Raw genomic sequence first — 24447 nt, forward strand, 5'->3', positions numbered from 1 at the left:
CGATTTGGCTTGACCCGGCGACCCGGATGGCGACGATAGCCGCCAGAAGAATTGGGGTTTTCCGGAGATAGCCATGACATCGACCTTCGCCCGCGCCTTGGGCGCTACGCTGCTGCTCGGCACATCCACCGTCGCGTTCACGTCGGGGGCGTTCGCGCAGGAAGCACAGATCGTGCTGCCGGGCGCGCCGGGCCAGCAGAGCCGGGTGATCGGGGCGGAGGAGGCGCTGCAGCTCTCCGACACCAGCTATGCTCCGGGCGATGTTCGCTTCATGCAGGACATGATGATCCATCACGCGCAGGCGGTCGAAATGGCCGCGCTGGTCGAGGGGCGGACCAACAACGAGGATATCGTCGCGATCGCCGGGCGGATCGATGCCAGCCAGGCCGACGAGATCGAGTTCATGCGCGACTGGCTGGTGGCGCGCGGCCAGCCCGCCAAAGCCGCCGCGGCGATGGCGATGGGCGACCACGCCGAGCACGGCATGGCGCCCGGCGCCGACCCGCATGCCGGCCATTCGATGATGAAGGGCATGGCGACCCGCGCCCAGATGGACGCGCTGGCGGCGGCCAAGGGGACCGAGTTCGACCGCCAGTTCCTGCAATTGATGATCGCCCACCATATGGGCGCGATCGACATGGTCGAGCAGCTCCATCGCCAGCCGGGCACCGCCTACGATCCGGTGATGTTCGAATTCTCCAACGACATCGTCAGCGACCAGAAGACCGAGATCGAGCGGATGAACGAGGTCGCCGCCGGGCTCTCGGCCGATCCGCGCGCGACGCTGGCGGCGGGCTTCCGCGATGCGGGCGAGGCGATCAGCAATCTGCGGCTGGTCAGCGCGATGCCCAAGCCCGCAGGCTTCTTCGATCCGAAGAACCCCGCGCAGCTCCAGCCGGTCATCGTCGATGAGGACGAGGATGAAAAGGACGAGGACGCCGCGGCCACGACACGCAGCGATGGCGACGAGGAAGAAGAACCCCGCTTCGGCCAGCGCGGCTCGCTGCTGTCCTTCGCCAACACCGACATGGCCTTCTCGGGCGATCTGCTGGTGGCGGGCAATTACCACGGCTTCAACGCCTATCGCCTCGGCGAGGACGGCGTGCCGCAACTGGTCAGTTCGACCGTCTGCCCGGGCGGGCAGGGCGACGTCTCGATCGTCGGCGAGCTGCTGGTGATGAGCGTGCAGGACAGCCGCGCGCGGATCGATTGCGGTCTGCAGGGCGTCGCCGACCGGGTCAGCGAGGAGCGCTTCCGCGGCATCCGCATCTTCGACATTTCCGACCCCGCGCGGCCGATGCAGGTCGGCCAGGTGCAGACCTGCCGCGGCAGCCACACCCATTCGATCGTCTCGGCCGATGCGGACCGGATCGTGCTCTACAATTCGGGCACTTCGTACGTGCGCGAGGACGACGAACTCGCCGGCTGCATCGATGCGCCGGGCGACGATCGCACCGCATTGTTCAGCATCGACGTGATCGAGATCCCGGTGGCGAACCCCGCCGAAGCGCGGATCGTCGACCGCCCGCGCATCTTCGCCGCGGAAGGCCAGATCGCCGGGCTGTGGCGCGGCGGCGATCACGGCGACGGCACGCAGGACACCAGCCGCACCGATCAATGCCACGACATCACCGTCTTCCCGGCCAAGCAGCTCGCCGCAGGCGCCTGCTCGGGCAATGGCATCATCCTCGATATCTCCGACCCGCTCAAGCCGGTCCGGATCGACGATGTCACCGACACCGGCTTTGCCTATTGGCACTCGGCCACTTTCAACAACGACGGCACCAAGGTGCTGTTCACCGATGAATGGGGCGGCGGCGGGCGGCCGCGCTGTCAGGCGGGCGATCCGATGAACTGGGGCGCCAATGCGATCTACGAGATCGAGAACGGCAATCTGGAGTTCCGCAGCCTCTACAAGCTGCCCGCACCGCAGAGCGACATGGAGAACTGCGTCGCGCACAATGGCTCGATCATTCCGGTGCCGGGCCGCGATATCTTCGTCCAGGCCTGGTATCAGGGCGGGATCAGCGTGATCGATTTCACCGATTCGGAAAACCCGTTCGAGATCGCCTATTTCGATCGCGGCCCGGTCGATGCCGACCAGCTGGTCACCGGCGGCTACTGGTCCGCCTATTGGTACAACGGCCGGATCTACGCGACAGAGATCAGCCGCGGGCTCGACATCTTCGCGCTCGAGCCGAGCGAATTCCTCACCGCAGCGGAAATCGCCGCCGCCGAGGCCGCGCAATATGAAGGCAATGTCTTCAACCCGCAGACCCAGACGCAGGTCACCTGGCCCGCCGAAGTGGTCGAAGCCGCCGTGGCGAGCCGCCAGGGCGGCTGATGCGCAGGAGACGAGCAGGCCGGTCAGCCCGATCCCTGTCCTGGGCGGGGTGGATCCTGCTCGTCCTTGCCGCGATCTTGCTGCTCGCGACGCTGGTCTCGCTCATCGGGACCAATCGCGGCGTGGTCCGGGTGCTGGATTTCGTCCGCGAGCCGACGATCTATCTGGCCGCGCTGCTCGCGGTGCTGGCGCTGTTCTGGGCCAGGCCGCGTCGCCTGCTGGTGATCGGCATGCTGGTTGCCACCATCGCCATCAACCTGTGGCGGATCTGGCCCTATACTTTCCTCGCCGGTTCGAGCGTTCCGATGGCCGATGCCGGAGACGCGATGAATTGCGCGCGCGTACTGTCGCTCAATGTCTTGCAGAGCAATGATCGCTACGCAGAGACTGCGGCGCTGATCGAGCGGAGCGACCCCGATATCCTGCTGCTGATGGAGACCGATCAGGCGTGGCTCGATGCGCTGGAGCCGCAATTGGCGCGCTATGATTACACGCTGACCCGTCCGCTCGACAACAGATACGGGATGGCCTTCGCCACCCGGCTGGAGGTGGAGCGCGCGCAGATGGTGGACACCATCGATGCAGATACGCCCACGCTCTACGCAACCCTGCGCACCGACAAGGGCGCCCGGTTCGAGCTGGTCGGCCTGCATCCGCACCCGCCATTGCCGGGGCAGTCCACCGCTTCGCGCGATGCCAATATCGCCCGGGCCGGCGCGCAGACGCCCGAAGGGCTGGGCAATGTGCTTGCCATCGGCGACTTCAACGACGTCCCCTGGTCGAGCACGACGCAGGCATTCATCCGCGAGGGCGGCTATGCCGATCCGCGCGCGGGCCGCGGCAGCTTCGCCACCTTCCCTGCGCCTTATGTCCTGCTGGGCTGGCCGCTCGACCAGATCTTCGTCAAACAGGGTGTCACGGTGGAGAGCCTCACCATCGGCGAGGATGTCGGCTCGGACCACCGTCCGTTGCTCGCCCGGGTCTGCGTCGCTCCGATGCCCACCCATGGCAATCTGCCCGACGACGCCGGCATCGTCCCGACCCCGGCGCAGACGGCGCCCTGAACCGACGGTCGGTTCATTCCGGCGACCGTCCTATGGAGCGGGTCTTGTGCATACCCGACCTTGCCAGCTTGACCCTAAGCGTTTGAATTGTAGAAATACGTCATGGCCAAGCACGACATTCAAATGACAAAAGAAATCAAGCGGCGCAGCGCGGAAAAGCGTCGCCGGCGCCGTTCGCTGCAGCTCAGGATCGCAATCGTCCTCGTTGCGCTGACCGTGCTCGCCACATGGATCGCGCTCTTCATGGCCTAACCGTCGTTCTGAATTTGGCGCGTCGTCAGAACCAGGCGCGCAACCCGATCAGCACGGCGACTCCGTCTGGGTCCTCGCCCGCGTTGCGCGCAAGATCGGCGGTCTGGCCCAGCTTGGTCTCGTATTCGACCCCGAGATAGGGTGCGAATTCGCGCACGATTTCGTAGCGCAGCCGCAGCCCGGCTTCGAGCTTGGTCGGCCCGGCACCGAGGCCGCGCTCGGGAATGTCCTGCGCCGCCAGTTCGAATTCGGCGCGGGGCTGGAGGATGAGACGCTGGGTCAGTTTCCAGTCGTGCTCGCCCTCGATCCGCGCGGTGAGATCGCCGCGATCCGACAGGAACAGCGCGCCATCGACATGCCACATATAGGGCGCCAGCCCCTGCACCCCGAGGACGAGATGGCTGCGCAATTCGGGTTCGATATCGAGCTTCACACCGGTCTGCAGGTCGAACCAGGGACCGATCGCATGGCTCCACAGCGCCTGTACCTCGGCATCGTCGAGCGCGCCGCCGAACTCTCCTTCGCCTTCGGATTTGACCGCCAGCCGGTCGATATCGCCGCCATACCAGCCCAGCAGGTCCCAAAGGTAGGCGTCATGGCCGTCGGAGATTCGCGCCTCCAGCCGCTCGATCAGCACCATGCCGGTCTTCATGGCGCCATGGGTGGCGTGGTTCCGCGCGCGGGCCTCGGTCATGGCACGCTCGCCGAAGATGACATCGGCGGCATGGCGCGGCCCCTCGAAGGCCGCAGGCGGCGGGGGAGTGGCCGGGACGGATGCCATGGCGTGCGCCGAATGGTCCATCGGATCGGTGGAATGGTCCGTCGCATGGGCGGAATGGTCCATCGCGGGCTGTGCCGAGGGCGCGGCGGCGGGCGTCGCAGCGGGCGGCATCTGGTGCTGCGAATGGTCGGTCGGTTCGGCCTGCGTGGGCGGGGTCTCGTGGCCGGAATGATCCGAATGGTCCTGGGCGGCCAGCGGCTGACTCCACAGAGCCAGACCCAAGGCGAGCGATGTCGCGCGCACAATCATGCGCCCGTCCCCCGTTCGGACCCCGGCTCGGGGAAGGGACGCACGGTCACGGTCTGCATCATGCCCGCGTGCATGTGGTAGAGCAGGTGGCAGTGGAAGGCCCAGTCGCCCGGCTCGTTGGCAGTGAGGTCGAAAGGGGCGGTGCCGCCCGGCTGGACGATGACGGTGTGCTTGAGCGGCTGGTTCATCATCCCCGCGCCGTTGACCAGTTCGAAGAAATGGCCGTGCAGATGGATGGGATGCGCCATCATCGTGTCGTTGACCAGTTTCACCCGCACCCGCTCGTCGAAAGCGAAGCGGATCGGATCGTCGGTCACCGCAGAGAACTTCTTCCCGTCGAAGGACCACATGTAGCGTTCCATATTGCCGGTGAGATGGATCTCCATCTGGCGCTCGGGCATGCGGTGCGGATTGGCGGTCTTCGCCGCCAGATCGGTGTAGCGCAGCACCCGGTGGCCGACTTTGTCGAGCCCGAGGCCGGGAAAATCCATCCGGTCCATCGGCATGGGGCTGACCATGTCGATGCCGGGGCCGGTCTTGACGTCGGGCGGCAGTTTCGAGAGATCGCGCATGGAGTGATCCATCGCCGCGCCCGCTCCTGCGTCCGCACCAGTGCCGCCCAAATCGTGCCCCATGGCGGCATGATCGACGCCGTCATGGTTCATCGCGCCGTGGTCCATCGGACCACTCTCCATCGAACGGCCCATGCCCATATCGGCCATCGTCAGCGTCGGCGTCTCGCGCAGCGGCGGCGGCGTGGCGCGATGGCCGGGGTGCGAGGTCAGGCTGGCGACGCCCATGCCCGAGCGGTCCATCGCTTCGGCGACCAGCGCGTGGCTGCCATCGCCGGGCGTCACGATCACGTCGTAGGTCTCGGCGGTGCCGATCTGGAACTCGTCCACCTCGACCTCCGTCACCTCCTGCCCGTCGGCGGCGATCACAATCATCGGCACGCCGGGGATGCGGACATTGAAGAAGGTCATGGCCGAGCCGTTGATGATCCGCAGCCGGATCCGCTCGCCGGGTGTGAACAGGTATTCCAGCGCCTCCGCCGGGCCGTGGCCGTTGATCAGATAGGTGTAGGTGGCCCCGGTGACATCGGCGATGTCGCGCGGGTTCATCCGCATTTGCGCCCACATCCGCCGCTGTTCGCCCGGCATTTCGCCCTCGGTCGCGGTCAGCATCTGGCGGTTGAAATAATGCTCGCCGACTTTCAGCTTGCGCGCGATTTCATGCGGATGCAGCGGCGAGAACTCGCTCAGCAGCACCACATAGTCGCGGTCGTAGCGCGGGTCGGGCTCGGCGCTCTCGATCACGATCGGACCATAGAGCCCCGCCTGTTCCTGCAGCCCGGAATGGCTGTGCCACCAATAGGTGCCGTTCTGGCGGATCGGGAAGTCGTAGCTGAAGGTCTGACCGGGCTTGATCCCCGGGAAGCTTACGCCGGGCACGCCGTCGAACTGGAACGGCAGCAACAGCCCATGCCAGTGAATCGAACTGTCCTCCGCCAGCCGATTGGTCACGTTGAGCCGGACATTCTGGCCTTCGCGCAGCCGGATCAAGGGGCCCGGGACACTGCCGTTGACCGCGATCGCGTGGCCGCTGCGCCCGCCGGTGGTGAAGTGATGATCGGCGATCGATAGGTCGATCACGTCGCCCGAAAGTTCGCCGAAGCCATTGCGCGCATGGCTGAGCGAGGCACCGCGCGCCCATGAAGGCATCATCAGCCCCGCGCCTGCCAGCAGACCGGCGGATCCGAGCAGCGAGCGGCGGGTAAACTGCGGCGACAGGATCGGATCGAGCTTCATGGAGGTGCGATCTAGATACCCGTGAGGGGTATTGCAAGCAAGCAGCGCCCAAGAGCGGTGCTCGACTGCAGTGCTGGCCGGCGCACACGGCCTGCATGAAAAAAGGCCCGGCAGGATCGCTCCCGCCGGGCCTCGTTTCTTGTGCAGTCCCGCCGGAGCGGGAGCGCAGGCCGTGGCTGGCTTAGAAGCCCATGCCGCCGCCCATACCGCCCATGCCGCCCATGTCGGGCATGCCGCCCGAGGACTTGTCCTCGGGCTTGTCGGCGATGGCCGCTTCGGTGGTGATCAGCAGGCCGGCCACCGAGGCGGCGTCCTGCAGCGCGATGCGGACGACCTTGGTCGGGTCGATCACACCGGCGGTGACCAGGTTCTCATAGGTGTCGGTCTGCGCGTTGAAGCCCATCGACTGGTCGTTGCCGTCGTTGAGCTTGCCCGCGACCACCGCACCGTCGTGACCGGCGTTCTCGGCGATCTGACGGATCGGCGCCTGCAGCGCGCGGCGGACGATGTCGATACCGCGGGTCTGGTCTTCGTTCTCGCCTTCGAGACCGTCGAGCGACTTGGCGGCATAGAGCAGCGCGGTACCGCCGCCCGGGACGATGCCTTCCTCGACCGCGGCGCGGGTCGCGTGGAGCGCGTCGTCGACACGGTCCTTGCGTTCCTTGACCTCGACCTCGGTGGCGCCGCCGACCTTGATCACGGCAACACCGCCGGCGAGCTTGGCAAGACGCTCCTGGAGCTTCTCCTTGTCGTAATCGCTCGAAGTGTTGTCGATCTGGGTGCGGATCTCGTTGACGCGGGCCTTGATGTCGGCCTCGTCACCGGCGCCGTCGACGATGGTGGTGTTGTCCTTGTCGATGGTGACGCGCTTGGCTTCGCCGAGCATGCCCAGCGTGACGTTCTCGAGCTTGATGCCGAGGTCCTCGGAGATCATCTCGCCCTTGGTCAGGATCGCGATGTCCTGCAGCATTGCCTTGCGGCGATCGCCGAACCCGGGAGCCTTGACCGCAGCGACCTTGAGACCGCCGCGCAGCTTGTTGACCACCAGCGTGGCCAGAGCCTCGCCTTCGATGTCTTCCGCGATGATCAGCAGCGGACGACCCGACTGCACCGCCGCTTCGAGGATCGGCAGCATCGCCTGGAGATTGGCGAGCTTCTTCTCGAAGATCAGGATGTAGGGGTTGTCGAGCTCGACCGACATCTTCTCGGGGTTGGTGATGAAGTAGGGGCTGAGATAGCCGCGGTCGAACTGCATGCCTTCGACGGTCTCGAGCTCGAATTCGAGGCCCTTGCTCTCGTCGACGGTGATCACGCCTTCCTTGCCGACCTTCTCCATCGCCTCGGCGATCTTCTCGCCGACTTCGCGGTCGCCATTGGCCGAGATGATGCCGACCTGGGCGATCTCGGACGAACCCGAGACGTCCTTGGACCGGCTCTTGAGATCGGCGACGACCTTGGTCACCGCGAGATCGATGCCGCGCTTGAGATCCATCGGGTTCATGCCGGCCGAAACCGACTTCATGCCCTCGGTCACGATCGACTGCGCGAGCACGGTGGCGGTGGTGGTGCCGTCACCGGCGGCGTCGTTCGCCTTCGATGCGACTTCCTTGATCATCTGCGCGCCCATGTTCTCGAACTTGTCGGCCAGTTCGATTTCCTTGGCGACGGTGACGCCGTCCTTGGTGATGCGCGGCGCGCCGAAGCTCTTCTCGATCACGACGTTGCGACCCTTGGGGCCCAGCGTGACCTTGACGGCGTTGGCGAGGATATCGACACCCCGGAGGATGCCTTCGCGTGCGTCACGCGAGAATTTCACGTCCTTGGCAGCCATTGTGTTTTCTCCTGGAATTTGGTTTCGTAATGGAAAGCGGTGCGATCAGCGCACCGGGCAGCGGATCAGGAAATGATCCCCATGATGTCGCTTTCCTTCATGATCAGCAGGTCTTCGCCATCGAGCTTGACCTCGGTGCCGGACCACTTGCCGAACAGGATGCGGTCGCCGGTCTTGACGTCGGGCTTGATGCGGTCGCCGTCCTCGTTGTAGGCGCCTTCACCGACGGCGATGATCTCGCCTTCGCTGGGCTTTTCCTTGGCGCTGTCGGGGATGATGATACCGCCTGCGGTCTTCTCATCGGCTTCGATGCGACGGACCAGTACGCGGTCGTGCAGCGGACGAAATGCCATAGTGTGACCTTCCTTTAAGAGGGTTGAATTGCAAGCTGGCACTCACGGTGCCGGAGTGCCAGCGAGCCGCATATGTGTATGCGCCCCTGCTTAGTCAACGGGGGTTCAGGTAAAAAACTCCGGCCCGTGCGGAGTTTTTGCGGGCCCCGGTGAAGGCGGCCGTCACGCCTCGCGCAGAGGCCGCTCGGTCAGCCCCAACGCATCGCGGCGGTGCCAGCGCCAGGTCAGCAGCAGCGCCGCGCAGGTCAGCCCGATGGCGAGCCCGATCCACACGCCGACGCCCTCGAGCGGGGTGGCGAAGCCGAGCACCATCGCGGTTCCGAAGCCCGGCACCCAATAGGAGAAGGCGGCGATCCACATCGGGATGCGCGTGTCCTGCAGGCCGCGCAGTGCGCCCGCGGCCACCGCCTGCATCCCGTCGAACAGCTGGAAACCGGCGGCGATGACGATGTATTGCAGCGCCAGCCCCACCAGCACCGCATTGGCCGGATCCCAAGGGTCGAGATAGATCGCGATCAGCGGCTTGGGGGCCAGCACCATCGCCAGCGCGGTCAGCGCCATGAAGCCGGTGCCGATCACGATCGCGCACCAGCCTGCGCGCTGCATCCCCACCGTGTCGCGCGCGCCGTAGAAATAGCCCACGCGGATCGTCGCTGCCTGGCCGATCCCGAAGGGCACCTGGAAGGCGAGCGCGGCGATCTGCAGCGCCACCGTGTGCGCGGCGAGCTGGCTGGCGCCGATATTGCCCATGAGGAAGGCGGCCGCGCCGAAGATCCCGGCCTCGGCGGTGATGGTCAGCGCGATCGGGGTGCCGATCTTGGTGATGGTCCAGGCGCGCGGCCAGTCGGGCGCCCACCAGCGCCCGAACACATGGTAGCGGTGCAGCCGGCGGTCCATCCTGATCGCCAGCACATAGGCGCCGAAGGTGAACAGCGCGGTGAGGATGGTGGCGATCGCCGCGCCGCGCAGCCCCAGCTCGGGCGCGCCCAGATTGCCGAAGATGAAGGCGTAGTTCGCCAGCGCGTTGACCCCGATGCCCAGCGCGGTGATCGCGGTGGCGAACACCGGCCGCCCCAGCGCCGAGACGAAATTGCGCAGCACATTGTTGAACAGCATCGGGATCATCGAGAAGATGATCACGCCGTTGTACTGGTTCGCCAGAGCGATGATGTCCGCATCCTGCCCGGTGACGCGCATCAGCGGCCCCAGCAGCAGGCATACGCCCATCCCCAGCAGCCCGCTGATGACCGAAATCCACAGCCCCATCCGCGTCGCGCGGCGCACCGTGCGCAGCGCCGGGGCGCGTTCGCCCAGCTCGGCGGCGATCACCGGGGCGACCGCGCCGGTCAGCCCCGACAGCGCCCACAGCACCATGCCGAACAGCGCCACCGCCAGCGCCGAGGCCGCAAGCTGCGCCTCGCCCAGCCGCGCGATGAAGATCACGTCGACCGCATAAGTCAGCATCTGCAACAGGTTCGCCGCCGCCAGCGGCCAGCTCAGCCGCAGCGTGGCGCGGATCTCGCCGCTCCAGCCTTCGCGTGCCGTGGGCAGGGGCCTGGGGGGATGTTCCTGGGTCATCGATACGAATTGGTCCGGATCCGACATTTGGCTGCCTTCGCAGCCGGACCGGGCGCAGGCCGGATAGGGGCAGCGCCAATTCCTGGCAAACGATAAGGCTGTCCAGGCCCGGTCCTATCGCCCCGAAACGGACCCGGTTCGAGGCGTGTTTCGAGCGCGGGAGCGATACTCCCCGACGTCTGGACAAGATGGAGGACCCGCCATGACAGGCGGAGATATGGCATCCCACGCCAAGCGGCTGGCTAGCTTTGCGGATCGTTTCGCATCCTTGCGGATCACCTCGACCGGTGCAGCGATCCTCGACATTCCGGACATCATGTACAACGTCAAGGACAGCACCGACGATCCGAAGATCGACAAGTTGAAGTGGAAGCAGTTGCTGATCACCATGTCGGCGAAATCCACCGGATGCACGATCACCCAGGCCTGCTACGCCGATACTCCCAAGGCGGATTCCGGTTCGAGCCACGCCAAGTTCTCGGTCGGCGGGCACGTGACCACGGATCCGAGCGGGAAGGTGAAGAAGGGCGGCGTATGTTATCTGATGCCGCTGTGTTCCTGGCACAACAGCACCGCGCGCGACGACGAGGCCTTCAATCACGCCCACACCTGCATGCTCCAGCTCTCGGGCTATATGCAGTCGGAGCCGTTCGAGACCTTCATGGCGCGGATAGACGGCGCGGCCCCCGCGGCGATCGTCTATGCGGACGAGGAGGGGCTGGAATCGCGCGCGCTGGCCGATCCCGACCGCGAGACCGCGAAGGCGCTGGGGCTTGCCCGCGTCGGCGGGGACCGCCTGCCCGAGAGCTTCGTGATCCTCCACCGGGTCGAGGAGGGCGGCGACACCTTCTACCGAATCGCGGATTCGCGGACCGCAGGTTGAGACATCTCGTCATTGCGAGGAGCGCAGCGACGAAGCAATCCAGGGCGCAGCGTCGCGGGTCGGCTCTGGCGCGGTGTCAGGCAGCGAGGGTGGTTCATGGATTGCCGCGCCGCCTGCGGCGGCTCGCAATGACGACGATCGCCTGCCCGAGAGCTACGTGATCCTCCACCGGGTCGAGGAGGACGGCGAGACCTTCTACCGCATCGCGGATTCGCGCAGCAGAACTTGACCGCGCGGGGGGTCACGGAGAAACTGGAGCGAGGTTCAGCCCCTCATCGCCGCTGTCTTGCTGGCCGCGATGCTGTCCCTGATCCCGTTCCGGCACAAAGCCGGTGGAGGGGGATGGCGTGCCGGACAAGGCGAACAGGCTGAGGACATACCCCAGCACCGCCGCGCCCGAATATCCCACCACCGGGGTCGGATAGTTCCCCAGCAGGGCAGCCGCTATCGTCGCCAGCCACACCGCTGCGAATACCAGGCCCGTCGGACGCTGCTCCGGAGCCAGATGCGCGATCGCCAGAGGAGGAACCAGCAGCAGGACCGTTCCGCCGATCACCGCGAACCCTGCCAGCAGGCCGACCTCGAAGGCGGTGAAATAGATCTGCTCGACATAGGGCATGGCCGGCACGGTATCGGGACGGATTAGGGCGACAAGGAAGGCCGCAAGGCTGCCGGCGAGCGCAACCGTCGCATGGCGATCGGGCCGGACAAACACCTGCGCCGCCAGGCCGACGACGAGGACGCCCGCCATCGCGCGATCGGGTTGGAGCGCCATGGCCAGCGCCGCGACCAGCATCGCCAGCGTCGCAACGACGCTGCGCCGGTGCAGGAAGCCCACCACCATGAGCGGGAGGAGGATCAGGCTCGGCTGGACGAACAGCGGGCCGAGCGCGACCCAGCGGCTCGCCCCTTCCGCCGTCTCGCCGATTGCCGGTGTCGCCAGCATGACGAGCGCGGCCAGCAGCATCGCGAATCCCGCCATCCCGCGAAGCGCGTTTGCCGAATGGCGCAGCGCAACCAGGCCAGTCAGCCCCAGTACCAGCGCGGCGAGATTGACCCCGATTAGCTGCGCCGGGGCACCCGCCAGGGCGAGATACACACCGCCCAGCATGGTCGCGCCGATAGCACATGCAACCCCGACGCCCTGCGGGCTGCGCCTGAGAAAATGCGGCAGTGCCATGGCCTCGTCCTCGCGCTTCGATCCGGTCGGGTGATTATGTCGGGCTTTGGTCTGGCGGGGAAGTAATGAATTTGGGTCCGGCTTCCGCGAATGGGGCCGGGGCGGCAATCTTTCCCCTCTCGACATTGCGAGGAGCGCAGCGACGAAGCAATCCAGGGCGCAGCGTCGCGGGTCGGCTCTGGCGCGGTGTCAGGCAGCGAGGGTGGTTCATGGATTGCCGCGCCGCCTGCGGCGGCTCGCAATGACGAGGAGGAAGGGCCCGACACCGCATCGCGGCGGCGGCGGGACCCCGGTCATGCCCCGGCCACACGAGAAAGGGCGGCGCCTTGCGGCACCGCCCTCCCGATCACGGATGCTTCAAGACACCCGCAAAAGCTTGAAAAGCTTACTTGAGCTCGACGGTGCCGCCGGCTGCTTCGATCTTGCCCTTGATCTCGTCGGCTTCCGCCTTGTTGACGCCTTCCTTGACCGGCTTGGGAGCGCCTTCGACGAGCGCCTTGGCTTCGCCCAGGCCCAGACCGGTGATGGCGCGGACTTCCTTGATGACCTGGATCTTCTTGCCACCGTCGCCGGTGAGGATCACGTCGAATTCGGTCTGCTCTTCGGCAGCGGCGGCATCGCCGCCACCGGCGGCGGGACCGGCCACAGCCACGGCTGCGGCAGCGGAAACGCCCCATTCTTCTTCAAGCGCCTTGGCAAGCTCGGCGGCTTCCATGACGGTCAGTTTGCTCAGTTCTTCAACCAGCTTGGCGATATCGGCCATGATGTTTCACTCCAATTATATGGCGGGGCCGCGGACTATTCCGGATCGGCCCCATTTGAATTCGTGCAATCGCGTCGAACCGCTTATGCCGCTTCTTTGGCGCCGTAGACGCCGAAGACGCGGGCAAGCTTGGATGCGGGCTCGTTGACGACCCGGGCGATTTTGGTCGCCGGGGCATTGACGAGACCCACGATCGTGCCACGCAGCTGATCGAGGCTGGGCATCGAGGCGAGTGCCTTGATTCCGGCTTCGTCCAGCACAGTCGCGCCCATGGAACCACCGACGATTTCAAGCCTGTCGTTGGTCTTGGCGAAATCCACCGCGACCTTGGCAGCCGTGACCGGATCGACCGAATAGGCGAGGGCGGTCGGGCCCACGAGATATTCGTCGATACCGGTGTAATCGGTGTCTTTCAGGGCGAGTCTGGCGAGGCGGTTCTTCGCAACCTTGTAGGACGCACCGGCTTCACGCATCTTCGTCCGCAATGCGGTGGATTGTTCCACCGAAAGCCCGAGGTTGCGGGTGACGACCACCACGCCTGCCTCGTTGAAGACCTCGTTGAGCTGGGCGACCGAATCGGCTTTCTGCGAACGATCCATGCCTTACTCCTTCACTATGGCCGCGCGCCGCATAGGCGACACCGCGACCGGCTCACGTTTCCCCATGCCGAACATCGACATGAGGGCAGTCCGTTGATGGGGAAGGAGGGCATGCGAAACATGCCGGAACGCCGCCGATGGCGGCGCGAAAATCTCGTTTCCCCGTCTCGGCTGGAAATTAAGCTCCGGATGAACCCCGGAGCACCAACTGTCTCGGACGGAAGATCGGCGCACATACGAAGAGGCCCGCCGATCAATGGCGGGCCTCTAGGGGATTGCCGGGGTTTGTCAACCGGGAACGCGCGGGCGCGCCCGGCCCACATCTTTGGGTCACTGAGTTTCGACGGGTTCCATCGTCATGGGATCGGTTTCGACGTCATCGGTCATCGGCTCTTCGGCCATCATGGTATCGTCGGCCATCATGGTGTCGTCGGCGACGACCGGATCGCTGGTGCCGACATCCATCGGGTTAACAGTTTCGGCTTCCATCGAGGTGGTGTCGGTGCCGTCGATTTCCTCGTTGCTGTCGCAGGCTGCGAGCGTGAGCGCGAAGGGCAGGGCGGCGGCGATTGCGATCTTCTTCATGGGTTTGGCTCCTTGTGACTCAACACAAAATGGCCACAATTTCCGATGGTTCCCGAAATCTAGCGAATTCCCTCCTCGTAGGCGAGAAGATCGCCCGGCTGGCACTGCAATTCGCGGCAGATCGCCTCGAGGGTGGAGAAGCGGATCGCGCGCGCCTTGCCGGTTTTGAGGATCGACAGATTGGCGAGCGTGAGCCCGACCCGTTCGGCGAGCTCGGTCAGCGTCATGCGCCGCTCGTGGAGCAGATCGTCGAGCTTGACATGGATCGCCATCAGACCGTCCCTTCCAGATCGTCGCGCATCGCCGCGCCCTGGCGGAACACGCGGGCGAGGATGAACAGGGTGAGGATTAGGAACAGGCTTTCGACCCCGAAATCGCCCGAGATCTGCAAATCCTCTTCCGCAGCGGTAAGATAGGGAGTGAGCCACGCGCCCGTCAGGGCGATGGGAATGTCCGCAAGCCAGATCACCAGCGCGAGCCAGCCCATCCGCCCGAGCCGTTCGGCGTTGGCGGGGTGGAACGGGTCGCCCTTCTCGACCGACAGCACGATGCGGCGCAGCTCGAGCAGGAATCGAATGCCGAGGAACAGCGCGCCTTCCAACAGCAGCATCAGCGCCAGGATCGCCCAATAGGCCTGCAATGGCGCATCGGTTCCGCCGATTTCTGCGAGCACCTCCGCGGGGCCGAACACGAGCGCGGCGCCCAAGGCTATCGCGACCGCAGTCATGACGAGGATCAGGAGTCCGATCAGCAGGGCGATCACGAGCTTGGCGGCAGCGAGCAGCGGGTCGCGCGCAGGTGCGCGTGGTGTATCGGTGGACATGGCGAGGCTCCTAAAGTGATGTTGGAGAAGGTGACACTTAGAAAGGTGACACTTCGGCTCTGGCGAAGGTGTCAGGCGAGAACCGGTACGGCGAGCGCGGCGGCACCGGTTTGCGCGGGCGCGGGTGCGGGCGGAACCGAGACCACCGCGGTCATCGCCGTCCCGACGATCATCAGGGCAGCCAGTCCGGCGAGGACGTTATCGAGAGGGTGGTTCATGGTCGGTCTCCTTGTGGGCTCAGCGAAGTGGGCTCACCGAACAGCATTATCGTTATTCGATAAGGAGCGAATATGAGCGGTCAATCTTATTGTCAATCGATAATATCGAAAAACGATGTGCGTCGCATCGAAAAGCGACGCGATCCGGCGTCAACATAGTCAACCCCGGTCCGGAGCCCCGGCCCAATCGCGGAGTTGACCCTGCCCCCCTCCGCCCCTATATGCACCCTCGACCGCCCGCTTCGAGCAGGGCCGATTCTTGCGCGGGGATCGGCCACGGGATTGGAAGCGGCGTTTCCATATCGCGACGTCCACAAGGAAGCTGCAGCAGCACCGCGAGCCGGTGCGCCTTCGCTGCGGCCGCATGACGTCGCTATGGTTCTCAACGCCCACGAGACATGAAATCGGCCGCCGCGCATCCTGCGCAGGTCCGGCATCCAGGCAAAGGTGATACCCCCCTTATGGCTACCCAGGCGAATGCGCCCCAGAAGCGCGCCGGCAAGACCACGACCCGTTCGGCAACCTCGGGCACGGCCAAGCGCCGTATCCGCAAGATCTTCGGCGATGCGCACGAAGTCGTCGAGATGCCCAACCTGATCGAGGTCCAGCGCGAGAGCTACGAGCAGTTCCTGCGCTCCGACAAGGAGAAGGACTACGTCTCCGGTCTGGAAAAGACGCTGCGCTCGGTCTTCCCGATTCGCGACTTCGCCGGCACCGCCGAACTCGACTTCGTCCATTACGAACTCGAGCCGCCGAAATACGACACCACCGAATGCCGCCAGCGCGGGATCACCTATGCCGCGCCGATGAAGGTGACGCTGCGCCTCATCGTGTTCGAGGTGGATCAGGAAACCGAGACCCGCTCCGTGCTCGATATCAAGGAGCAGGACGTCTACATGGGCGATATGCCGCTCATGACCGGCAACGGCACCTTCATCGTCAACGGCACCGAGCGCGTCATCGTCAGCCAGATGCACCGTTCGCCCGGTGTGCTGTTCGACCACGATCGCGGCAAGACCCACTCCTCGGGCAAGCTGCTGTTTGCGGCGCGGATCATTCCCTATCGCGGTAGCTGGCTCGACTTCGAGTTCGACGCCAAGGACGTCGTCAACGTCCGGATCGATCGCAAGCGCAAGCTGCCCGTCACCTCGCTGCTGTTCGGCCTGGGCCTCGACAGCGAGGAAATCCTCGACATCTTCTACGACAAGGTGACGTGGAAGCGCGCCAAGGACGGCTGGGAAATTCCGTTCCAGCCCGACCAGTGGCGCGGCCAGAAGCCGGCCTTCCCGCTCATCGACGCCAAGACCGGCGAGGAAGTCTTCCCCGCCAGCCAGAAGATCAGCCCGCGCGCCGCCAACAAGGCCGCCAAGGATGGTCTCGAGACGCTGCTGCTGCCGACCGAGGAAATCTTCGCGCGCTATTCGGCGCACGACCTGATCGACGAGAAGACCGGCCGCATCTACATCGAGGCGGGCGAGGAAGTCTCTGCCGAGAACCTCGAGGCGATCGACAAGGCCGGGATCGACAGCATCGAACTGCTCGACATCGACCACGTCAATGTCGGCCCCTGGATGCGCAACACGCTCCAGGTCGACAAGGCCGAGAACCGCGAAGAAGGCCTGGAAGCCATCTACAAGGTGATGCGTCCGGGCGAGCCGCCGACGAAGGAAACCGCCGAAGCTCTGTTCGAAGGCCTGTTCTTCGACGCCGACCGCTACGACCTCTCCGCCGTCGGCCGCGTAAAGCTCAACATGCGGCTCGAGCTCGATGCCGAGGACACCGTCACCACGCTGCGCAAGGAAGACATCCTCGCGGTCGTCAAGGAACTGGTGAACCTCAAGGACGGCAAGGGCGACGTCGACGACATCGACAATCTCGGCAACCGCCGGGTGCGTTCGGTCGGCGAATTGCTCGAGAACCAGTACCGCGTCGGCCTGCTCCGGATGGAGCGCGCCGTGAAGGAGCGGATGAGCTCGGTCGATGTCTCGACCGTGATGCCCAACGATCTGATCAACGCCAAGCCTGCGGTCGCTGCGGTGCGCGAGTTCTTCGGTTCGTCGCAGCTGTCGCAGTTCATGGATCAGACCAACCCGCTGTCCGAAGTGACGCACAAGCGCCGCGTTTCGGCCTTGGGCCCGGGCGGTCTCACCCGCGAGCGCGCGGGCTTCGAAGTCCGCGACGTTCACCCGACCCACTACGGTCGGATCTGCCCGATCGAGACGCCTGAGGGCCCGAACATCGGTCTGATCAACTCGCTCTCGACCTTTGCCCGCGTCAACAAATACGGCTTCATCGAGACGCCCTACCGCGTCGTGAAGGACGGCAAGGTCTCCAGCGAGGTGATCTATCTGTCCGCGATGGAAGAGCAGAAGCATACCGTTGCGCAGGCCTCGGCCGAACTCAACGAGGACGGCAGCTTTGCCGAAGAGCTGATCTCCTCGCGCCAGAACGGGGACAACCTCATGGCGCCGCGCGAGAGCATCACGCTGATGGACGTCAGCCCCAAGCAGCTCGTTTCGGTCGCCGCATCGCTCATTCCCTTCCTGGAAAACGATGACGCCAACCGCGCGCTGATGGGCTCGAACATGCAGCGCCAGGCCGTGCCGCTGGTCAAGGCCGAGGCGCCCTTCGTGGGCACCGGCATGGAAGAGACCGTGGCGCGCGATTCCGGCGCCGCCATCGCCGCCGTGCGCGGCGGGGTGGTCGATCAGGTCGATGCCACGCGTATCGTCATCCGGGCGATCGGCGATGTCGAACCCGGCCAGTCGGGCGTCGACATCTACACGCTGCAGAAGTTCCAGCGTTCGAACCAAAACACCTGCATCAACCAGCGTCCGCTGGTGAAGGTGGGCGAGGCGGTCGAGCCGGGCGACGTCATCGCCGATGGCCCCTCGACCGATCTGGGCGAGCTGGCGCTGGGCAAGAACAGCCTCGTCGCCTTCATGCCCTGGAACGGCTACAACTACGAGGATTCCATCCTCATCTCCGAGCGCATCGTGAAGGACGACGTCTTCACCTCGATCCATATCGAGGAATTCGAAGTCATGGCGCGCGACACCAAGCTGGGCCCGGAAGACATCACCCGCGACATCCCCAATGTCGGAGAGGAAGCGCTGCGCAACCTCGACGAGGCGGGCATCGTCTACATCGGTGCCGAAGTGCACCCGGGCGATATTCTGGCGGGCAAGATCACGCCCAAGGGCGAGAGCCCGATGACGCCGGAAGAAAAGCTCCTCCGCGCCATCTTCGGCGAGAAGGCCTCCGACGTGCGCGACACCTCGCTGCGTCTGCCCCCCGGCGTCGCCGGCACGGTGGTCGAGGTGCGGGTGTTCAACCGTCACGGCATCGAGATCGACGACCGTACCCGCGCGATCCAGAACGAGGAAATCGAGCATCTGCGCAAGGATGCCGCCGATGAACGCGCCATCCTCAACCGGGCGACCTACAACCGCCTGCGCGACATGCTGATGGGCCAGACCGCTTCCGCCGCGCCCAAGGGCGTCAAGAAGGGCGTCGAGATCGACGAGGAACTGCTCGACGGGATCGAGCAGCACGAATGGTTCAAGTTCGCGGTTGCCGACGATCAGCGCCAGACGCAGATCGAGGCGGTGAAGTCGCAATACGACGAAGCCGTCAAGATCATCGATGCCAAGTTCGAGGACCGCAAGGAGAAGCTCGAGCGTGGCGACGAACTCGCCCCGGGCGTGCTCAAGATGGTCAAGGTCTTCGTCGCGGTGAAGCGCAAGCTTCAGCCGGGCGACAAGATGGCCGGCCGTCACGGCAACAAGGGCGTCATCAGCCGGATCCTGCCGCAGGAGGACATGCCCTTCCTCGAGGACGGGACCCCGGTCGATGTCGTGCTCAACCCGCTCGGCGTGCCTTCGCGCATGAACGTCGGCCAGATCTTCGAGACGCATCTCGGGATGGCGGCGCGTGCGTTCGGCCAGCAGGTCACCGCCTCGCTGGCGCAGTGGCGCGAAGCCAATCCGGATCCCGAGGCGGCGCAGCCCCCCGAGGCGGTCCGCGACAAGCTGAAGGAGGTTTACGGCGAGAACTACCACGAGACGATCGACACCAGGTCGGACGAGGAAGTGGTCGAGCTCGCCAGCAATCTCTATCTGGGCGTCCCGATGGGTACCCCGGTGTTCGACGGTGCCCGCGAGGGTGACGTGACCAGTCAGCTGCTGCAGGCCGGTCTCGACAGCTCGGGCCAGTCGGTCCTTTACGACGGCCGCACCGGCGAGGCCTTCGACCGCAAGGTCACCGTGGGCATCATCTACATGCTCAAGCTGCACCACCTCGTGGACGACAAGATCCACGCGCGTTCGATCGGGCCGTACAGCCTCGTCACCCAGCAGCCGCTGGGCGGTAAGGCGCAGTTCGGCGGCCAGCGCTTCGGCGAGATGGAGGTCTGGGCGCTCCAGGCCTACGGCGCCGCCTACACGCTGCAGGAGATCCTTACCGTGAAGTCGGACGACGTGATCGGCCGGACCAAGGTCTACGAGGCGATCGTCAAGGGTGACGACACGTTCGAGGCCGGCATTCCGGAGAGCTTCAACGTGCTCGTCAAGGAAATGCGCAGCCTGGGCCTCAATGTCGAACTCTCCTCGATCAACGAGGACGACGACGACGGGCTGCAGATCGCGGCGCAATAGGAACGGGGTCGGCTTCCGGGCCGACCCAACTCCTTGCCGCTGCTAAGAAATTCACCCGCTAGGGAATTGTCATGAACGAACTGACCAAATTCACCAACCAGCTCGCCAAGCCGGAAACCTTCGACCAGATCCAGATCGGGATCGCTTCACCCGAGCGGATCCGCTCGTGGAGCTTCGGCGAGATCAAGAAGCCCGAGACCATCAACTACCGCACGTTCAAGCCCGAGCGTGACGGGCTGTTCTGCGCGCGCATCTTCGGTCCGGTGAAAGATTACGAGTGCCTGTGCGGCAAGTACAAGCGCATGAAATACAAGGGCGTCGTCTGCGAGAAGTGCGGCGTCGAGGTGACCGTGACCAAGGTCCGCCGCGAGCGCATGGGCCATATCGAGCTCGCCGCGCCGGTCGCCCATATCTGGTTCCTGAAATCGCTGCCTAGCCGCATCGGTCTGCTGCTCGACATGCAGCTCAAGCAGCTCGAGCGCGTGCTCTATTTCGAGAGCTACATCGTCACCGAGCCGGGCCTGACCCCGCTCGAGAAGTTCCAGCTGATGACCGAGGATGAGCTCCTCGACGCGCAGGACGAATATGGCGAGGACGCCTTCACCGCCGATATCGGCGCTGCCGCGGTCAAGACCATGCTCATGGATCTCGACCTCGAGCAGGAGCGCGCCGATCTGCTGCAGGAGCTCGAGACCACCAAGTCGACGCTCAAGCCCAAGAAGATCATCAAGCGCTTGAAGGTCGTCGAGAGCTTCATCGATTCGGGCAACCGCCCTGAGTGGATGATCCTCGAGGTGATCCCCGTGATCCCGCCCGAGCTGCGCCCGCTGGTGCCGCTCGATGGTGGCCGCTTCGCGACTTCGGATCTCAACGACCTGTATCGCCGGGTCATCAACCGCAACAACCGCCTCAAGCGGCTGATCGAGCTGCGCGCGCCGGACATCATCGTCCGCAACGAGAAGCGCATGCTGCAGGAAGCCGTTGACGCCCTGTTCGACAACGGCCGCCGCGGCCGCGTCATCACGGGCGCCAACAAGCGTCCGCTCAAGTCGCTGTCCGACATGCTCAAGGGCAAGCAGGGCCGCTTCCGTCAGAACCTGCTCGGCAAGCGCGTCGACTATTCGGGCCGTTCGGTGATCGTGACCGGTCCCGAACTCAAGCTGCACCAATGCGGCCTGCCCAAGAAGATGGCGCTCGAGCTGTTCAAGCCGTTCATCTACGCCCGGCTCGACGCCAAGGGTCTGTCGATGACGCTCAAGCAGGCCAAGAAGTGGGTCGAGAAGGAGCGCAAGGAAGTCTGGGATATCCTGGACGAGGTCATCCGCGAACACCCCGTGCTGCTCAACCGCGCCCCGACGCTTCACCGCCTGGGCATCCAGGCGTTCGAGCCCGTGCTGATTGAGGGCAAGGCGATCCAGCTGCACCCGCTGGTCTGCTCGGCCTTCAACGCCGACTTCGACGGCGATCAGATGGCCGTCCACGTTCCGCTGAGCCTCGAGGCGCAGCTGGAAGCGCGCGTGCTGATGATGTCGACCAACAACATCCTCTCGCCCGCCAACGGCAAGCCGATCATCGTGCCTTCGCAGGACATGGTGCTGGGTCTCTACTATCTCTCGATGGAGCGGCAGGAGAAGACCCCCGAGTTCATCGAGAACGAGGACGGCACCAAGGTCGAGCGGCTGCAGATGTTTTCGGACATGGCCGAGGTCCACCAGGCGCTCGAGACCAAAGCGGTCACGCTGCACACCAAGGTCATCGCCCGCGTTCCGCAGGCCGATGAAAAGGGCAATGTGTCGATGACCCGCTTCGAGACCACTCCGGGCCGGATGCTGATCGGCGAATGCCTGCCCAAGAACCACAAGGTTCCCTACGACATCGTCAACCGCCTTCTGACCAAGAAGGAAATCGGCGATGTCATCGATCAGGTCTATCGCCACACCGGTCAGAAGGACACGGTGCTGTTCGCCGACGCCATCATGGTGCTGGGCTTCCGCCACGCGTTCAAGGCCGGCATCTCCTTCGGCAAGGACGACATGATCATCCCCGATTCCAAGATCAAGACGGTCGAGGACACCAAGAACCTGGTCGCCGATTACGAACAGCAGTATCAGGATGGCCTGATCACCCAGCAGGAAAAGTACAACAAGGTGATCGACGCCTGGAGCCGTTGCGGCGACGTGGTGGCCGAGGCCATGATGGAGGAAATCCGCTCGCAGCCGATCGGCGACGACGGCAAGCAGGCGCAGATCAACTCGATCTACATGATGAGCCACTCCGGTGCGCGTGGTAGCCCGGCGCAGATGAAGCAGCTCGCCGGTATGCGCGGGCTGATGGCCAAGCCTTCGGGCGAGATCATCGAGAACCCGATCATCTCGAACTTCAAGGAAGGCCTCAACGTCCTCGAATACTTCAACTCCACCCACGGCGCCCGCAAGGGTCTCGCGGATACGGCGCTGAAGACGGCGAACTCGGGTTACCTGACCCGCCGCCTCGTCGACGTGTCGCAGGACTGCGTCATCGTCGAGGAGGACTGCAAGACGCAGAACGCGCTCGACATGCGTGCGATCGTCCAGGGCGGCTCGGTCATCGCCTCGCTCGGCGAGCGCATCCTGGGCCGGACCATTGCCGAGGACATCGTCAATGCGGCCACCGGCGAAGTGATCGTCAAGGCGGGCACGCTGCTCGACGAGCCGATGGTGAAGGAAATCGAGGCTGCCGAAACGCAGGTCGCCAAGATTCGTTCGCCGCTGGTCTGCGAGGCCGATCAGGGCGTCTGCGGCAAGTGCTACGGGCGCGATCTCGCCCGCGGCACGCCGGTCAACATCGGCGAAGCCGTCGGCGTCATCGCGGCGCAGTCGATCGGCGAGCCGGGCACCCAGCTGACGATGCGGACCTTCCACATCGGCGGCGCGGCGCAGCTCAACGAGACTAGCCACCTCGAATCGATCTCCTCGGGCAACATCGTCTATCGCGACATGCCCACGATCGTCGACAAGAAGGGCCGGATCCTCAGTCTCGCCCGCAACGGTGAGCTGGCGGTGATCGATGCCGAAGGCCGCGAGCGCGAGATCCACAAGGTGCCCTATGGTACCGTGCTGATGCACAAGGATGGCGACAAGGTCACCGAGGGCGATCGTCTGGCGGAATGGGATCCGTTCTCGCTGCCGATCATCACCGAGCAGAGCGGCGTGGTCCGCTTCCAGGATCTGGTCGAAGGGACGACCCTGGAAGAGCGCGTCGACGATGCCACCGGCATCGCCCAGCGCGTGGTGACCGAGAACCGTGCCACCGGTCGCAAGCGCAACGAGGATCTGCGTCCGCGGCTTACGTTGCTCAACGATGCGGGCGACGAGACCGAGGCGGCGCGCTACATGCTCGCTCCGGGCACGACGATGTCGGTCGAGGACGGCCAGCGGGTCGATGCGGGCGACATTCTCGCGCGTGCCAGCCGCGAAGCCGCCAAGACCCGCGACATCACCGGCGGTCTGCCGCGCGTCGCGGAACTGTTCGAGGCGCGTCTGCCCAAGGACATTTCGGTCATCGCCAAGATCTCGGGCCGAATCGAATTCGTCCGCGAGTACAAGGCCAAGCGCAAGATCGCGATCGTCCCGGAAGAGGGCGCACCGGTGGAATATCTGGTCCCCAAGACCAAGGTGATCGACGTGCAGGAAGGCGATTTCGTCAAGAAGGGCGATACGCTCATCTCGGGCTCGCCCAACCCGCACGACATCCTTGAGGTCATGGGCGTCGAGGCGCTGTCCGAATACATGGTCAACGAGATCCAGGAGGTCTACCGGCTCCAGGGCGTGAAGATCAACGACAAGCACATCGAGGTGATCGTTCGCCAGATGCTGCAGAAGGTCGAGATCACCGATGGCGGCGACACCACGCTGCTGCCGGGCGAGCAGGTCGATCTGGACGAGATGAACGAGGCCAATGCGAAGCTGACGCGCAGCAAGAAGAAGGCCGCGGGCGTTCCGATCCTGCTGGGCATCACCAAGGCGTCGCTGCAGACCCGCAGCTTCATCTCGGCGGCGTCCTTCCAGGAAACCACTCGCGTGCTCACCCAGGCTTCGGTCGAGGGCAAGAAAGACACGCTGGTCGGTCTCAAGGAGAACGTGATCGTGGGCCGTCTCATCCCCGCCGGCACCGGCGCGGGCATGAACCGGATGCGGGTTACCGCTTCGGGTCGCGATGTCGCGCTGCGGGCGCAGTGGAAGAAGGCGCAGGATGCGATCATCGCCGCCCAGACCGCCGAGGAAGAGCACAAGGCCGAACTCGCACGCGGGGCGGAGGCTGCTACCGGCGATTCGCCGCTGGCCACGATGGAAGGCGAGACGCATGGCACCGACGCGGATGCGGGCGATTACCTGCGCAGCGACGAAGCCGATACGCCCGAGGCGATCGTGAAGCACGAGGAGGAGTAGTTCTCTCCTTCATCGCGCTCCGATGCGAAACGAGAGGCCCCGCCGGGAGAGATT

General features: G+C 65.0%; 19 protein-coding genes. 7 read left to right on the forward strand and 12 right to left on the reverse strand.

Annotated elements, in window-relative coordinates; translation table 11 throughout:
- The first annotated feature begins 73 nt into the window (after positions 1-73).
- The 3 genes from ACQ5J0_RS07600 (at position 74) to ACQ5J0_RS07610 (ending at position 3660) form a co-directional block, all read left to right on the forward strand.
- On the forward strand, positions 74-2344 hold the full coding sequence (locus tag ACQ5J0_RS07600; protein WP_462569972.1) for a DUF305 domain-containing protein: 2271 nt from the start codon (positions 74-76) through the stop codon (positions 2342-2344).
- Between the two features lie 77 nt (positions 2345-2421).
- Positions 2422-3408 carry an endonuclease/exonuclease/phosphatase family protein gene (locus ACQ5J0_RS07605; protein ID WP_462569973.1) on the forward strand — a complete coding sequence of 329 codons (987 nt, stop codon included), beginning with the start codon at positions 2422-2424 and terminating at the stop codon, positions 3406-3408.
- A 102-nt stretch (positions 3409-3510) separates the two neighbouring features.
- Positions 3511-3660 carry a hypothetical protein gene (locus tag ACQ5J0_RS07610; protein ID WP_462569974.1) on the forward strand — a complete coding sequence of 50 codons (150 nt, stop codon included), beginning with the start codon at positions 3511-3513 and terminating at the stop codon, positions 3658-3660.
- A gap of 25 nt (positions 3661-3685) precedes the next feature.
- Here the strand turns inward: ACQ5J0_RS07610 and ACQ5J0_RS07615 are convergent, their stop codons facing one another.
- The 5 genes from ACQ5J0_RS07615 to ACQ5J0_RS07635 all read right to left on the reverse strand — a co-directional run bounded on the left by ACQ5J0_RS07615 (position 3686) and on the right by ACQ5J0_RS07635 (position 10260).
- Positions 3686-4690, reverse strand: a complete 1005-nt coding sequence (locus tag ACQ5J0_RS07615) for a copper resistance protein B (protein WP_462569975.1) — start codon at positions 4688-4690, stop codon at positions 3686-3688.
- Entirely contained in the window at positions 4687-6498 is a 1812-nt protein-coding gene (locus ACQ5J0_RS07620; protein WP_462569976.1) for a copper resistance system multicopper oxidase, read from the reverse strand. The genes ACQ5J0_RS07615 and ACQ5J0_RS07620 overlap by 4 nt, the downstream gene beginning before the upstream one ends.
- 181 nt (positions 6499-6679) lie before the next feature.
- Positions 6680-8329: a chaperonin GroEL gene (gene groL / locus ACQ5J0_RS07625; RefSeq protein ID WP_462569977.1), complete on the reverse strand. Its 1650-nt coding sequence runs from the start codon at positions 8327-8329 to the stop codon at positions 6680-6682.
- Between the two features lie 65 nt (positions 8330-8394).
- The gene (groES, locus tag ACQ5J0_RS07630; protein ID WP_067609626.1) at positions 8395-8682 is read right to left on the reverse strand and encodes a co-chaperone GroES; all 288 of its coding nucleotides are present in this window, start codon (positions 8680-8682) and stop codon (positions 8395-8397) included.
- Positions 8683-8844: 162 nt separating this feature from the next.
- Entirely contained in the window at positions 8845-10260 is a 1416-nt protein-coding gene (locus tag ACQ5J0_RS07635) for an MATE family efflux transporter (RefSeq protein ID WP_462569978.1), read from the reverse strand.
- Between the two features lie 202 nt (positions 10261-10462).
- Between ACQ5J0_RS07635 and ACQ5J0_RS07640 the strand changes: the two genes are divergently transcribed.
- Entirely contained in the window at positions 10463-11143 is a 681-nt protein-coding gene (locus tag ACQ5J0_RS07640; protein WP_462569979.1) for a hypothetical protein, read from the forward strand.
- Between the two features lie 73 nt (positions 11144-11216).
- Positions 11217-11372, forward strand: coding sequence for a hypothetical protein (locus tag ACQ5J0_RS07645; protein WP_462569980.1), 156 nt, complete (start codon positions 11217-11219; stop codon positions 11370-11372).
- Positions 11373-11384: 12 nt separating this feature from the next.
- Here ACQ5J0_RS07645 and ACQ5J0_RS07650 read toward each other — a convergent pair whose 3' ends face one another.
- From ACQ5J0_RS07650 to ACQ5J0_RS07680, 7 genes are all read right to left on the reverse strand, one after another.
- Positions 11385-12323 carry a hypothetical protein gene (locus ACQ5J0_RS07650; protein WP_462569981.1) on the reverse strand — a complete coding sequence of 313 codons (939 nt, stop codon included), beginning with the start codon at positions 12321-12323 and terminating at the stop codon, positions 11385-11387.
- Between the two features lie 385 nt (positions 12324-12708).
- Positions 12709-13086, reverse strand: coding sequence for a 50S ribosomal protein L7/L12 (gene rplL, locus ACQ5J0_RS07655; RefSeq protein ID WP_454597720.1), 378 nt, complete (start codon positions 13084-13086; stop codon positions 12709-12711).
- Between the two features lie 83 nt (positions 13087-13169).
- Complete coding sequence (rplJ, locus tag ACQ5J0_RS07660; RefSeq protein ID WP_462569982.1) at positions 13170-13685, reverse strand: 50S ribosomal protein L10; 516 nt, start codon at positions 13683-13685, stop codon at positions 13170-13172.
- 330 nt (positions 13686-14015) lie between these two features.
- Positions 14016-14270, reverse strand: coding sequence for a hypothetical protein (locus tag ACQ5J0_RS07665; protein WP_462569983.1), 255 nt, complete (start codon positions 14268-14270; stop codon positions 14016-14018).
- Between the two features lie 59 nt (positions 14271-14329).
- A complete protein-coding gene (locus tag ACQ5J0_RS07670; RefSeq protein WP_462569984.1) occupies positions 14330-14542 on the reverse strand; it encodes a helix-turn-helix domain-containing protein in 213 nt (70 codons plus the stop codon).
- A complete protein-coding gene (locus ACQ5J0_RS07675) occupies positions 14542-15093 on the reverse strand; it encodes a DUF2975 domain-containing protein (RefSeq protein ID WP_462569985.1) in 552 nt (183 codons plus the stop codon). Before ACQ5J0_RS07675 ends, ACQ5J0_RS07670 begins: the two co-directional genes overlap by 1 nt.
- A 71-nt stretch (positions 15094-15164) precedes the next feature.
- Positions 15165-15311 (reverse strand): hypothetical protein, encoded by a 147-nt coding sequence (locus tag ACQ5J0_RS07680; RefSeq protein WP_462569986.1) that lies wholly within the window; start codon positions 15309-15311, stop codon positions 15165-15167.
- A gap of 461 nt (positions 15312-15772) precedes the next feature.
- On the opposite strand from ACQ5J0_RS07680, the gene rpoB reads away from it, so the two are divergent.
- Both rpoB and rpoC read left to right on the forward strand, forming a co-directional pair.
- Positions 15773-19966, forward strand: a complete 4194-nt coding sequence (gene rpoB, locus ACQ5J0_RS07685; protein WP_462569987.1) for a DNA-directed RNA polymerase subunit beta — start codon at positions 15773-15775, stop codon at positions 19964-19966.
- A gap of 71 nt (positions 19967-20037) precedes the next feature.
- Positions 20038-24393 carry a DNA-directed RNA polymerase subunit beta' gene (gene rpoC, locus ACQ5J0_RS07690; protein WP_462569988.1) on the forward strand — a complete coding sequence of 1452 codons (4356 nt, stop codon included), beginning with the start codon at positions 20038-20040 and terminating at the stop codon, positions 24391-24393.
- The last annotated feature ends 54 nt before the right edge of the window (positions 24394-24447 follow it).

This window comes from Qipengyuania sp. SM2512 (assembly GCF_054954005.1).

Bases quoted from the DNA above. Each gene is read 5' to 3' on its own strand.
- ACQ5J0_RS07650 (WP_462569981.1), bottom strand. From the start codon at position 12,323: ATGGCACTGCCGCATTTTCTCAGGCGCAGCCCGCAGGGCGTCGGGGTT.
- ACQ5J0_RS07640 (WP_462569979.1), top strand. From the start codon at position 10,463: ATGACAGGCGGAGATATGGCATCCCACGCCAAGCGGCTGGCTAGCTTT.
- ACQ5J0_RS07680 (WP_462569986.1), bottom strand. From the start codon at position 15,311: ATGAACCACCCTCTCGATAACGTCCTCGCCGGACTGGCTGCCCTGATG.
- rplL (WP_454597720.1), bottom strand. From the start codon at position 13,086: ATGGCCGATATCGCCAAGCTGGTTGAAGAACTGAGCAAACTGACCGTC.
- rpoC (WP_462569988.1), top strand. From the start codon at position 20,038: ATGAACGAACTGACCAAATTCACCAACCAGCTCGCCAAGCCGGAAACC.
- ACQ5J0_RS07665 (WP_462569983.1), bottom strand. From the start codon at position 14,270: ATGAAGAAGATCGCAATCGCCGCCGCCCTGCCCTTCGCGCTCACGCTC.
- ACQ5J0_RS07670 (WP_462569984.1), bottom strand. From the start codon at position 14,542: ATGGCGATCCATGTCAAGCTCGACGATCTGCTCCACGAGCGGCGCATG.
- groL (WP_462569977.1), bottom strand. From the start codon at position 8,329: ATGGCTGCCAAGGACGTGAAATTCTCGCGTGACGCACGCGAAGGCATC.
- ACQ5J0_RS07635 (WP_462569978.1), bottom strand. From the start codon at position 10,260: ATGACCCAGGAACATCCCCCCAGGCCCCTGCCCACGGCACGCGAAGGC.
- ACQ5J0_RS07620 (WP_462569976.1), bottom strand. From the start codon at position 6,498: ATGAAGCTCGATCCGATCCTGTCGCCGCAGTTTACCCGCCGCTCGCTG.
- ACQ5J0_RS07675 (WP_462569985.1), bottom strand. From the start codon at position 15,093: ATGTCCACCGATACACCACGCGCACCTGCGCGCGACCCGCTGCTCGCT.
- rplJ (WP_462569982.1), bottom strand. From the start codon at position 13,685: ATGGATCGTTCGCAGAAAGCCGATTCGGTCGCCCAGCTCAACGAGGTC.
- ACQ5J0_RS07615 (WP_462569975.1), bottom strand. From the start codon at position 4,690: ATGATTGTGCGCGCGACATCGCTCGCCTTGGGTCTGGCTCTGTGGAGT.
- ACQ5J0_RS07610 (WP_462569974.1), top strand. From the start codon at position 3,511: ATGGCCAAGCACGACATTCAAATGACAAAAGAAATCAAGCGGCGCAGC.
- rpoB (WP_462569987.1), top strand. From the start codon at position 15,773: ATGGCTACCCAGGCGAATGCGCCCCAGAAGCGCGCCGGCAAGACCACG.
- groES (WP_067609626.1), bottom strand. From the start codon at position 8,682: ATGGCATTTCGTCCGCTGCACGACCGCGTACTGGTCCGTCGCATCGAA.
- ACQ5J0_RS07600 (WP_462569972.1), top strand. From the start codon at position 74: ATGACATCGACCTTCGCCCGCGCCTTGGGCGCTACGCTGCTGCTCGGC.